This window comes from Scrofimicrobium sp. R131 (genome assembly GCF_040256745.1).
GTDB classification, from domain to species: Bacteria; Actinomycetota; Actinomycetes; order Actinomycetales; family Actinomycetaceae; genus Scrofimicrobium; species Scrofimicrobium appendicitidis.
Genome location: NZ_CP138335.1, coordinates 1,547,692 through 1,560,306 on the forward strand (window position 1 = coordinate 1,547,692; position 12,615 = coordinate 1,560,306).

Annotated in this window: 9 protein-coding genes; all 9 read right to left on the minus strand. The window is 65.0% G+C overall.

Annotated features, from left to right (window positions below; genetic code table 11):
• Positions 1 to 29: 29 nt before the first annotated feature.
• The gene (gene ftsY, locus SAC06_RS07255; RefSeq protein WP_350257638.1) at positions 30 to 1,220 is read right to left on the minus strand and encodes a signal recognition particle-docking protein FtsY; all 1,191 of its coding nucleotides are present in this window, start codon (positions 1,218 to 1,220) and stop codon (positions 30 to 32) included.
• Between the two features lie 72 nt (positions 1,221 to 1,292).
• Complete coding sequence (locus SAC06_RS07260) at positions 1,293 to 1,772, minus strand: hypothetical protein (RefSeq protein ID WP_350257639.1); 480 nt, start codon at positions 1,770 to 1,772, stop codon at positions 1,293 to 1,295.
• A gap of 117 nt (positions 1,773 to 1,889) precedes the next feature.
• Positions 1,890 to 5,435, minus strand: a complete 3,546-nt coding sequence (smc, locus tag SAC06_RS07265; RefSeq protein ID WP_350257640.1) for a chromosome segregation protein SMC — start codon at positions 5,433 to 5,435, stop codon at positions 1,890 to 1,892.
• A 492-nt stretch (positions 5,436 to 5,927) separates the two neighbouring features.
• A complete protein-coding gene (locus SAC06_RS07270) occupies positions 5,928 to 6,602 on the minus strand; it encodes an ABC transporter ATP-binding protein (protein ID WP_350257641.1) in 675 nt (224 codons plus the stop codon).
• A 20-nt stretch (positions 6,603 to 6,622) separates the two neighbouring features.
• Positions 6,623 to 8,872 (minus strand): hypothetical protein, encoded by a 2,250-nt coding sequence (locus tag SAC06_RS07275; protein WP_350257642.1) that lies wholly within the window; start codon positions 8,870 to 8,872, stop codon positions 6,623 to 6,625.
• Positions 8,873 to 9,662: 790 nt separating this feature from the next.
• Positions 9,663 to 10,121 (minus strand): nucleoside-diphosphate kinase, encoded by a 459-nt coding sequence (ndk, locus tag SAC06_RS07280; RefSeq protein ID WP_350257643.1) that lies wholly within the window; start codon positions 10,119 to 10,121, stop codon positions 9,663 to 9,665.
• 67 nt (positions 10,122 to 10,188) lie between these two features.
• Positions 10,189 to 10,887, minus strand: coding sequence for a dihydroxyacetone kinase phosphoryl donor subunit DhaM (dhaM, locus tag SAC06_RS07285; protein WP_350257644.1), 699 nt, complete (start codon positions 10,885 to 10,887; stop codon positions 10,189 to 10,191).
• Positions 10,880 to 11,533, minus strand: a complete 654-nt coding sequence (gene dhaL / locus SAC06_RS07290; protein ID WP_350257645.1) for a dihydroxyacetone kinase subunit DhaL — start codon at positions 11,531 to 11,533, stop codon at positions 10,880 to 10,882. The genes dhaM and dhaL overlap by 8 nt, the downstream gene beginning before the upstream one ends.
• 58 nt (positions 11,534 to 11,591) lie before the next feature.
• Positions 11,592 to 12,599, minus strand: coding sequence for a dihydroxyacetone kinase subunit DhaK (gene dhaK, locus SAC06_RS07295; protein WP_350257646.1), 1,008 nt, complete (start codon positions 12,597 to 12,599; stop codon positions 11,592 to 11,594).
• Positions 12,600 to 12,615 lie beyond the last annotated feature (16 nt).

The window sequence follows — 12,615 nt, forward strand, 5'->3', positions numbered from 1 at the left end:
GAACCCTGGACCGACCCGTTCGCGCGACCCTAGTCTTGACCCAAGATGGCGTCGACGAATGCGTCGGGGTCGAAGGGAGCCAGGTCGTCCGGACCCTCCCCCAGCCCGACCAGTTTGACCGGGACCCCGAGCTCACGCTGAACGGAAATAACAATCCCGCCTTTAGCCGAGCCGTCCAACTTGGTCAGGACGATCCCGGTAATGCCTACCGCCTCGGCAAAAACCTGAGCTTGGCGCAGCCCGTTTTGCCCGGTGGTGGCGTCGAGCACCAGCAGCACCTCGGAGACCGGGGCCTGCTTTTCCATCACCCGCTTAACCTTGCCCAGCTCATCCATCAGGGTGGCTTTGTTCTGCAGCCGCCCGGCGGTGTCCACCAGGACCACGTCCAGGTCTTCGGCCTTGGCCCGGCCGACCGCCTCGAACGCGACGGCGGCAGGGTCTGCCCCCTCCCGGTCAGATCGGACCACCTGGACCCCCACCCGGTCACCCCAGGTGGTCAGCTGTTCGGCAGCGGCGGCCCGGAAAGTGTCGGCAGCCCCCAGCAGGACCGTCTTGTCTTCGGCGCGCAGCAGGCGGGCCATCTTGCCGACCGTGGTGGTTTTGCCGGTGCCGTTGACCCCGACGACCAGAATGGCCGCCGGGTCTTCCCCGGCGCGATCTAGGTGCAGCGACCGATCCATGGTCGGATCCACCAGGGCCAGCAGTTGCTCACGCAGCACCTGGCGAGCTTCGGTGGGATCAACCGACCCGCGCACCTTCATTTCGGTGCGGAGGCCAGCCATGATTTCCTCTACCGCCGGCAACCCGACGTCGGCCACCAGTAGCGTGTCCTCGATTTCCTCCCAGTCGGCCTCTTTCAGCTCTCCGCGGGACAGGACCGCCAGCAGAGCATTGCCGATGCCACCCGACCGCGCCAGGCGCGCCCGCAGGCGCTGCATCCGCGTGGCCGCGGGTTCCGGCCGCTCGAGTTCGGGGACTTCCGGGGCTTCGACGGGGGTTTCAAGTTGGGTCTCCGGCGGCCCTCGGGCCTCTTCCGGTCCCCGCTCAGGTTCGGCTTCCGGCGTCTCCGGGGCCTCACTCACCGTGGGGGTGGGCGGGACGGCCGGGCCGGACTGCCCGCGGCGTCGAACCGCCCGAACCATCAGGTAGGCCACCACGATCACCGCGATGACCGCCACGACGGCCAGCAGAATTGTCGTCAAATCAGGGGTTGAAGTCATCTAACAATCATTACGCATCTGCCCGCCAGATCCAACCGGACCGACCCCCTGTGGACAGTGATTTTCACACAGCTAGGCGATGTGGCGCCCGTCCGCGGGCAGGGTCAGGCGCGGAGCCTGGGGCGCGAACCCCTCGACGGGCTTGAGCGATGGGACCCGCCCGGCCAGCGAGCTGCGCCGCGCAATTTGGGGATTAGCGTCGGACTCGGGCTTCGGGTCCGCTTCCGGCTTGGTCCGGGCCCCGGTCGAGCCGGCCCCCGGCTCGCCCTCAGACTTCCGATCCGGGTCGGGCAGAATCTGGGGCAAAGTCCAGTAGGCTGAGCCGGGCTTCGACTCGGCCGCCCACAACTCGTCAAAGGCCACCCGCCGCGGGCGTGCCTCCACCGGCACTTCCGGGCTGGGCCCGCCGTGCAGCACCTCGGCCGAGGCCCGACGAACCCGCGACTTCCACTGGTCCCGCGAGTGGCGCGACAGGGCCAACATGACGATGACGGCAGCGGCCAACAAAACGATCACCAACGTTACCAATGCGATTCCCCATGCCGTACTCATGCCTCCCATGGTGCCCCAGGTTCACGTTCCCGCCGAGTTCGAAACACCCCTTTTTTCAAACTGTTACCAACCGTGTGAGCGAGTTGACACGGAACGGGACGCCCAGTTGGAGCCAGGTCACAGCTTGTGCGAGACGACCTTGGTCATACCCTCGCGCATGGTGACCCCGTAGAGTGCATCGGCAATTTCCATGGTCCGTTTCTGGTGGGTGACCATGATCAGCTGACTGTCGGCCCGCAGTTCCTCCATCACCTGCAGGACGCGCGACAGGTTGAGGTCGTCCAGGGCGGCCTCCACCTCGTCCATCACGTAGAACGGCGAGGGCCGGGCCCGGAAGATCGCCACCAAATAGGCCAGCGCCGCCAGCGACCGTTCCCCACCGGACAGGAGGGAAAGCCGGGTGACGCGCTTGCCGGCCGGGCGCGCGTAAATCTCTACCCCGGTGGTCAGCGGATCGTCCGGGTCGGTCAGGCTGAGCTCCCCCTTCCCCCCGGGGAACAGGGTGGCGAAAACCTGGGCGAACCGGGCCTGCGTGTCGGCAAACGCCTCCTGGAACGCGAGGCGCACCCGCTCGTCCACCTCTTTGATGATGGCCAGCAGGTCGGCTTTGGACTTGCGGAGGTCAGCCACCTGGTCGACCAGGAACTGGTGGCGCGCCTCCAGCGCTTCGTACTCTTTTACCGCCAGCGGGTTGACCACGCCGAGGCGGGCCAGCTCGGCCTGGGCGGCCTGCAACTCGGCCGAGACCCGCTCACGCACGTAGGGCTCAGAGTTGCCCTCCGCGTCCACCACCGGCTGGTGCGGGCCGTAGGTTTCGGTCAGCTCCGCCAGGCGCGAGTCGGGGTCGGGGTGTTCGGGGTCCAGTTCAACCTGGGCCAGCAACTCTTCCCGAGCCCGGTCATGCTGCAGCTTCGTGCCCGCAATCGCCACCTCGGCCTGCTGGCGCTCCTCACTGACCGCCACCTGCTCCCACCGTTCGCGTTCCAGCCGTTCGGCCAGGTCCTCACGCTGAGATCGGAGGGTCGCCACCCGCTGGGACAGCTGTTCCCTCCCGTCGGCGGCCTGACGCGCATGAATCCGCGCCCGCTCGCGCGCCTCGTGGGAGCGTTGCCGCAACCTCTCAAGCCGCTGAGCTCGGCGCTGGCGTCGCTCTTCCTGTTCCAGGCCCTGGGCCCGATCCACCTGCAACTGCTCCCACCGGCTGCGGAAGGCATCGGCTTGGCGCTGGGCGCTTCGAAGCTGCTCCTGGGCGGTGCCAAAAGCCAGTTTTGCCTCCAACTCGCCCGCGGCTGCCTGCTGCTGCGCCCGGGTGAGTGCGTCCGCCTGGCTCCGCAGGTCCGGCAGCGGATCGGGGACCTCCGGCTCGGCAGCCCGCGCCGCATCGGCCTGCGCCCGCTCCAACTCTTCGGTGGCAACTCCCAGGCGTTCCCCGGCGGCGCTCACCTCCGCCTCGGACCGGGTGTGGGCCTCAGCGGCCGCCTCCACCTGCGCCTCCAACTGACTGTGGGCCCGGGCCAGGCGGGCCTGCTCCTCTTCGGCTGCCCGCACCCGAGTCTTCAGTTCCGCCTGGGCCGCGGTGGCGTCGGTGAGCGCCGTCCGGGCCGAGGCAACCGCGGCCGTGGCCCGGTCCAACTCGCGCCGGGCCGCCTCCGCCCGCTCGCCCGCGTCCTCCCAGTGGGAGCGTAACTCCAGCAGCGAGGGGGTCGACTGGTCGGGGCCGCGCACACTGTGACGGGTGAGGACGGTGCCGTCGGCGGTGGCCACCCGTTGCGCCTGCGGATTGGCGGCCAGTAACTCGGTGGCCTGCGCCACCGTGGCGCACACCCAGGCATCCGCCAGCAGCTCCGCCAAGGCGGGGGCCAGCAGCTGATCGGCCCGGACCACCTCGAGCGCCGACCACTCTTGGTCCGCGTCTCGGGGCGGGGCCGACTCGGGCTGGGCGGGGGCACTATCTGCGAACACGGCGGCCACTGCGGAGGCGGCGCCCACCGCCTCGACCACCTGGGCGGGCTGGGGGGACGGGGCAATCACCGCTGCCTGCTCCCACTGGGACAGCAGCGCGCTCAGTGCCTTCTCCCACCCGCGACTGACCCGCAGTCGCTGATCCATCCGGGCCGGCTGCTCGGACCCGGCCGGCAACAGGAGCGGGTAGGCTTCGTGCGCCTGTGCGCGGGCCGAAGATTCCACCGTCTGGCCCAGCGCCTCCCTCCTGGCCTGCCAGCGCGCCAGTTCGGCCTGGGCGCCACGCTGCTGATCCTGGGCTTGCTCAAGCTGGGCCCGGGCCGCCTCCACCCCCAGATCGGCTTCGGTCAGCTCCGCCCGTACCCGCGGCAGCTGCTCCTGGTCGGGCGCGCCGGGAGTGGCTGCCTTCAGCTGGGTTTGGGCCTGTACCAGGCGCTCGCGGGCCTGGTCGAAACGCAGGCGTGCCGCGTCGAGGGCCTCCTGCAAGGCCGCCACCCGCGAGCGGGTTTGGATTTCCCGCTCACGCACCCGTTGAAGGGCCGCTTGGCGCTGGGCGGCCTGCTGCTCGGCCTGGCGAATCTCGCGGGCCAGCTCGGCCTGCTGCGACTCCACCTCCCGGCGCTCAGACTCGGCCGCCGCAACTGCCTGACGGGCGCGCTCCACCACCTCGGCCTGCTCTCCGCGGGCCCGTTCCGCCTCGGCCGCCTTTTCCTCAGCCAGGGCCACCGCCGCCTCGCTGACCGCTGCCGCCGGGGTCCCCAACTGGGCCAGCCGCTCCTGGGTCAGGGTGAGAATCGAATGGAGGCGCTCTTGCAGCGAGTCGAACTGGTGGGCCAACTCGGTGGCCTGTTCCAATTGCCGGCCCAGCTCGTTGGCCGCCTCCTCAACTTCGCGGAGGTCCCGGTCCAACCGGTGCACCGCCTCTTCCCGAGCGGCCTCGTCGGCTCGCAGACGTCGGACCTGCTGCTGGTCAACTTCGAGGCGTCGGCCGGTTTGGAGCAGGTCATCCACCAGCAGGTGAAGCTGGGCGCGCTGAATCCGATCCTGAATGCCCGCTGCGGCCCGGGCCGCTTTGGCCTGGCGGGCGAGGGGGCGGAGCTGTCGCCGGATTTCCTCGGTCAGGTCCAACACCCGGAGCAGGTCCGCGTCCATCGCGCCAAGTTTGCGGAGGGCCCGCTCTTTGCGGCGCCGATGCTTCAGGACGCCGGCCGCCTCGTCGATGAACTCGCGGCGCTCTTCCGGGGTGGCCCGCAGGACGGCATCCAACTGGCCCTGTCCTACGATCACGTGCATCTGCTTGCCCATGCCCGTGTCGGACAGGAGCTCCTGCACGTCGAGGAGGCGGGCGGAGGCACCGTTGATCGTGTACTCAGACCCACCGCCGCGGAAAAGGGTCCGGGCGATGGTCACTTCGGCGTAGTCAATGGGCAGGCGGCCGTCAGAGTTGTCGATCGTCAGCTCCACCTGGGCGCGGCCAAGGGCCGGTCGAGCGGCCGTCCCAGCGAAAATCACGTCGGCCATGTTGGCCCCGCGCAGCGACTTGGCTCCCTGCTCCCCCATCACCCAGGTGAGCGCGTCCACCACGTTCGATTTGCCCGACCCGTTGGGACCGACAATGCAGGTGATCCCGGGTTCCAGGCGCAAGGTGGTGGCGGTGGCAAAAGACTTGAAACCCCGGATAGTGAGGGTCTTCAAGTGCATGGGTTGCTCCTGCGTCGGGGGTCCAAATCAGCTTGTTTCTCACGCTAGTGTACGGCTTTTGCCGTCTCGCCGCGGGCTGGTGCTCGCGGCGCGGCCCGCGGGGTGGGGGTTGGAGCGGCGTGCGGGGTGCGGGGTGGGGGCGGCGTGCGGGGTGCGGGGTGGGGGCGGCGTGCGGGCGGCCCGCGAGGTGGGGGCGGCCCTGGAGCCCGGTGGTCAGTGCGAAACGTTGGCAAACATACCCAAACCCTGGCAAAACTCCAGCCCGAGGGGCCCAAACCGGCCCAAATCCCCAACGTTTGCCACCACTTGACCACGTTTGCCAACACCCGCAACTGGCAAACATACCCAAACCCTGGCAAACCCCAGCCCAAAAGGCCCAAACCAGCCCAAACCCCCAACGTTTGCCAGCACTTGACCACATTTGCGAACACCCGTAACTGGCAAACCCCAGCCCGAGAGGCCCAAACCAGCCCGACCTCCCAACGGGCTGGGTCACTGGTCGGGAGTCTCACCAACCTTTGTCAGTGATCCGCTCTCAAACCTGCTTGGGAGGCGGTGTTGGTGGTTGGCGCGAGCTGCGAGACTGGGGTCATGGGTGACCACGACGAGGGCGCAGTTTTGGGTGGCCGGTAGGGCGAAGAGCATCTCGGCGATGGAGTCCCGCAGTTCGGTGTCGAGCGCTCCGGTGGGTTCATCAGCGAGGATGAGTGCTGGGGAGTTGATGAGTGCTCGAGCCACAGCGGTTCGTTGACGTTCCCCACCAGACAGATCAGCGGCGAGGGTGTCGCGGTCGGGCACTTTCACGGCGTCGAGGAGCTCTCGGCCACGCTCTAGTGCAGTTTCGTCTTTGTCGTTGCGAATCAGCGCAGGGAGGATGACGTTTTCCAGTGCAGTCATGGATTCAATCAGTTCAGAGTGCTGGAAAACGACACCGATTTTGCTTCCACGCAGAGTTGCCAGTTGTTTGCGGTTCAGGTCTTGAATGATGGTGCCATCGACGGTGGTGGTGCCACTGGTGGGGCGGATGAGTCCCATGATGATAGAAAGAAGAGTGGTCTTGCCTGACCCGGAAGGGCCAGTAATGGCCATGGAATGGTCTCGCTCTAGGGTGAAGGTGACATCTGTGAGGACCGGGTGTCTGCCGAAAGACATACTCAGGTTGGTCACTGCTAGGGCTTTGGGTGCTATCACTGAATCGTCCTTCCGCTCTTCCACTGTGTTTCGACTTTGGTGATCTCTTTGCGTGATGCCCACCAGGCCGCTAGCGCAGCGGTCCCTGCGAGGATGGACAACCCAGCCACAAGGGGCAGGGGCGATGACACTCCAACGTCCAGCACGATGGTGGCCATGGCGTAGAGCGCTGCGATGGGGGCACCAAGGCCAATCCCTACCAAGGCACCGAATCCGATGCGCATGCCCTGGACTTGTTTGGCTAACGCTGCACCACCAAAGACAGTGAAGAGGATCGCTAGACGCCTGGCGCTTTCACGCATATCCTCAATCGTCCTTACCCACACCGCGGCGAGTGCCACAGTGGCGCCGATGACGCCGAAGAGGTGCACCCACCTGGTTTGGTGCTCCTTCAATTGCGCTCCTAGCCGCCACTCCTCGCCAGGTAGGTCAGTGACCCATCCGGGGGCACTGAGCTGGTTGGTTGCCTTGACTATCGCATAGCGATCCAGAATGACGCCCTCATCGGCTAGGACCATTAGGTGCCGATCAGTCATAAACGGTTCACCGATTGGAGGCCCCGTGTCGGGGCCAAGTCGTCTGTCTTCCCACTCGCGTTGTCTTTCAAGAGACTGTTCTAGCCCAGCAAACGGTGTCTCGGTGATATGTACGCGCACACCATCATAGAAGTCAGCCCCCAAGATGATACTTAAGGTCCCGGTCAGTCCCTTCCAGGTGGTTGTGTCTTCGTCAATCCCTAACGCTGCAGCATCGTTAGCAGTTATCCACAAGTGTGGCGTGATTGTCATGTCAGTCTCTGTCAGTATCGCGGTCTCCTCTACAAGCACCGCGCGGGTTCCTTCGGGTAGACCTTCCACGAACTCGGCAGCTAGCTGTGGCAGCGCTGGCTGGAACCCTCCAATGTTGACATCCAGTGCTTTACCGTCCAGCAGTCGGAAATGATTCTCTGCCTCTTTTGCGGACTCGGAACCGAACAGGCTCACCAAACTCATCTGGGTCACTATTACGATAACCAAGGCCGAAAGTGCGGCCGAGCGAGCAGCCAGATCCGTGCGGAAAGATGCTTCTGCCCCAAACACTAACCAGGTGGGGCTCATTCGGCCCCGACCATACTCCCGCGCGTGACTCGCAATTGCCTTGGTAACCCATCCACACAGCGGGTAGATGAACACCGTCGTCACCAGCATGCCCGCCACTACCCAGTTCGACCACCCTGCAAGACCGGCCCACGCATCCTGAATCGCACCAGAGGCAGTAAATGCAATCAACATTGCCCCCACCAGAGCAACCCATCCCGCGAACTTGCGTCCGCGCGGACGCGGCCGGGTAGCCATATCAACTCGCCAAGAAAACGTCACCAAGAAGAACACCGTGAGGACTGCCGCAACACCGACCGCCCACCCACCCAGCACGTACCACCACCGGGCAACCAGATCAGGGGCGTACACACTGTAATCGAGCAATGGAATATTGATCAGCATCGCCGCAGCAACCACCAGAGCCGCGCCCCCACCTCCCGCCAGCAATTGCCTGAGTGCTTCTCTATTGGTCACGCGCCACGCCCGCAGCGGAGCCATCCCCACAATCTCCAACTCGGTGGCCCGCCGCCGACTCGCCGACAAGACCGTTTGAGCCGCAACCACCACCAACATGAACGCGGGCACAATCAAGAACGCCACAGCCAGCATCATCAAATACCGCGGCGGCTGCGAGTTTATTCGTTCACTGGCAGACTCAAGCGAGAATGGGTTCCCGAAACTTTCTCCCCACAGCAGCAAGGAAGTATCTGCACCCACTGGTGGCCGATAATAGATCAGTTTCTCCCTGGGCGATCCCAACCCATCAAGGCCAATTCTCCCCACTACCGGCCCCAGGGCTTCCTCCACATGGGGATCGTCAGCCACCGCGGGGGAGGCAACCACTTCACCTGGTTCCATCCACTCCGACACCCCTGGCGGCAACGGTGCATCGTCAGACAACGGCTCCACATACGTAAGCGCTGCGTCCAAATGGTCCAAAATCAGACGATCATAGTTGAATAGAAAACGCGCCTTGTCTTCACCGGGGGCCTCAATCTCCTTTGTAGCCCGCGCCAAGGTCCGCTCGTCACGCCCCTCATATGTCGCAACTATTACCGGGACTACCACCATCGACAACACTGCCAAGAATGAAGCCACCGCCAACAACGCCCGAAACGGCGGACGCTGGCCGAGCATCGTCCAACCAGCGTCCATTCGATTAACCATTATCGCCAAGTGCTACGACCAGATGGAGCAGCCCATTCGCAGTACTCCCCTTGGGGAACAGGGCCTAACCTTGGATATTGTGGCGGCCAGCGCGGGTTCTGCAGATGCGGATCCAACGAGGGATTGCACAGCCAGCGGTCGAATCTTCTTGCCGATGTATGCCATGGTTCTTGCTCCAGACTCTGCCACTGCTGCACTGTAGTGACCCTCCTCATACTACGGGAGTCCGGCAGGCAAACCAAGGATGCGGGATATCCACTGGGACACTCCCACTCACCAGATCAACTGATGCCCATCCAGTGCCCCGCCCAGCGGGTGTATCCGATGTACATACTCCAGGTCATCAAGATGGGCGTTTTGGAGCGAGTTAGTGCGAGCACACAACGCCGTCACGGAACTTGGTGAGGTAAGGCTTAAGCACTGTAACACCCTCCGGACCCTCGCGGCCTAACCGAAACCGTCACCCAACCTTGCAACAGTCACAGCAACTGGCAAACCTACCCAAACCCTGGCAAACCCCAGCCCGAGGGGCCCAAACCGGCCCAAACCCCCAACGTTTGCCACCACTTGACCACGTTTGCCAACGCCCGCAACTGGCAAACATACCCAAACACTGGCAAACCCCACCCCAAAAGGCCCAAACCAGCCCAAATCCCCAACGTTTGCCACCACTTGACCACGTTTGCCAGCCGCGGGCCCCACCCGGCGCTACCGCACTACCCCAACCGACCCCGAAATAGACTTCGGGGCCCAACCGACTGGCGGCGGGCCCCAAAGTGTCTAGCGTTTTCTAGTCGTGGTACTGCAGCTCCGGGAACCAGAGTGCAATCTCCCGCTCGGCCGAGGTCGGCGAATCGGAACCGTGCACAATGTTCTCAATGTTGCCGGTACCCCAATCGCGGCCCAGATCCCCACGGATGGTCCCGGGAGCGGCCAGAGTCGGGTTCGTGGCACCCATCAGGTTGCGCATTCCCTCGATGACCCGGTCCCCTTCGGCAACCACGGCCACCACCGGGCCGGAGGACATGTACTCCACCAGGTCGGCAAAGAAGGGGCGTTCGAGGTGCTCAAAGTAGTGTTCCCGCAGCAGCTCTTCGTCCGCCCGCTTGATCTTCAGACCTTTCAGGACATACCCTTTGGCTTCGATTCGTCGCAGCACCTCACCGGTCAGGCCGCGGCGGAAACCGTCGGGCTTGATCAGGATCAAAGTGTGCTCTTTTTCCGGATCCAACAGATCTGGGGTAGGCATATTAATTATTTCTTCCTTTCAGTTGGGCGCGGTGGCACGTGGCAGTCTTTGCTGTCCCGGTGCGCCTCTACTTATCAAACCCGGCAGTCAGCGCCGAGCTGAGATTGGCAACAGCCTCGGTTGCCTGCGGGCCGGTGGCGCTAATGACCACCTGCTCCCCCTGGCGGCGTCCGAGCGCCATAACTTCCATCAGTGACTTTGCGTCCGCCCCATCGATCCTTATTTGGGCATCAAACACCGACGCCATCTTGACGAACTCGGCGGCTGGGCGGGCGTGCAGCCCGGCCTTGTCGCCCACGGTAGCGGTTTGGGTGACCGCGTCGCCTTCGAGCGGGTCGGCGGATCCCACCTCGGGGGCCTCCTCCAACGCCTGGGCTGCCCCCTGCTTGATCGCCAAAATGACGCCCGACAGGTCCTCACCCTGCTGGCTGGCCACCGCTCCGACCACGGCCGCTTCGACCAGCGGAGCGTCAACCAGAATGATGCGCTCCGGGTGGGCGGAGAAGTCGATGACTGATTCGGCCACCATGTTGGCTGAGCCCAGGTCGGTGAGTACGACGACCCCTCGTTCCCCGGATGCGCTCAGCGCCCGCTCGCAGGCGGAGCTGACCAGGTCAAAGGAGGTACCGATGCCCCCGTCTTCTCGTCCCCCCGCGGCCTCAATCTGGACGGAAGGGGCCATCTGCTGAGCGAGCTCGCGCACCCCTTCGGCCAGCTTGCGACTGTGAGAGACAATCACCAGGGAGATGCGCGCCCCCTCACTCACCGCCTGATCCTCCGAACACTTCGGCGGCCGCGTCGGCCCCCGCCTGCAGCACCAGGGAGGTCGAGGTGGCCCCCGGGTCCTGGTGGCCAATGGAGCGCTCACCCAGGTAGGAGGCGCGACCCTTTGTGGCTTTGAGCGGAATTGTTTCCTCAGCGGCAACTGCTGCCCGCTCGGCCACCTGCTGCCAAGTTTCGGGGACGGTTGCTCCCGCTTCGGCGGCGGCAGCGGCCACTTCCGAGGCGGGAATCAGCACGTCAACCATGGTTTTCTCGCCGGCAACGGCTTTGCCGCGGGCCTGGACGCCCCCGAGGGCGGCGGCCAGCAACTCAGCCACGTCGGCCGAGGTGAGTTCTTCGGCGGGGAACTTTTGGGCTGCCCGCAGGAACGCCGTGCCATAGAGCGGACCGGCCGCTCCACCGACGGTGGACATGAGCGTCTTCGCCACGTACTTCAGCACGTCTGCCCCGGTCTCAGCTTCTTCCAGCCCGCCCCCGCGCAGCACCGCGGAGAAACCTCGGTCGAGGTTCTCTCCGTGGTCACCGTCGCCAATTTGGCGGTCCAGTTCGATCAGATACTCGCGGTTCTCTGAGACGGCTTTCGCACTTCGACGAATCCACTCACGGGCCCAGTCAACACTCTTTGTCACGGCGTTCCCTTTCTTCTGTCCCTAGGTTACCTGGAACCAGGCGATCCTATCGGCCTTCTCAGGCTTTTTCCGCCACCACCCAGGCGGGCGTGTGGGCGGGAGCGTCGAACAGATCCAGCATTTCGTCATCCACCCGCAGGAGGGTGACCGAGCATCCGGGCATCTCCAGGCTGGTGACGTAGTTGCCGACCATCGGCCGGGCCAGCACGATCTCGTCCCGATCCAGCAGCTCAGCAACCTTGCGGAACACGATGAACAGTTCGGACTCGGGAGTGCCGCCCATGCCGTTGACCAGAGCGATCACCTTATCCCGCGCCTGCAGGCCCAAGTCGTCCCGGACCCGGGTGTAGAGTTCCTCCGCCAACGCGTCGGCCGGCTCCATCTTCCCGCGCCGGTAGCCGGGCTCGCCGTGGATCCCGATTCCGAGTTCCACCTCATCCTCCCCCAGTTCGAAGGAGGGCTTGCCAGCGTGGGGAACCGTGCAGGCTCCCAGGGCCAGGCCCATAGAGCGCATGTTCTCATTCACCCGGCGGCCAATCCCCGCGACGGTGGCCAGATCGTCTCCGCGTTCGGCCGCAGCCCCGGCGATCTTCTCCACCAGGACGGTGCCGGCCACCCCGCGTCGACCCGCCGTGTAGAGCGAGTCCTCGACGGCGCAGTCGTCGTCCACCAGAACTGTTTCCACCTTGATGTCGTCCATGTCGGCCAGTTCAGCTGCCGTTTCGAAGTTCAGCACATCGCCGGTGTAGTTCTTGACGATGTGGACCACCCCGGCCCCGCGATCCACCGCGCGGGTGGCTTCCACGATCGGGTCGGGAGTGGGCGAGGTGAAGACCGCGCCCGGGACTGCCGCGTCCAGCATGCCCACCCCGACGTAGCCGGCGTGGAGCGGCTCGTGCCCGGAGCCACCGCCGGAAACCAGGGCTACTTTTCCATCACCCTTAGCCACCGCGCGTTCGACCCAGTCGGGCTCATAGTGGACCTTCACGAGGTTGGGAAACGCGGCCTGGAAGCCTTCGAGCGTTTCCTTGACGACGTCGTGCGGGTCGTTGATTAGCTTCTTCATTGAGACCTCCAACAGT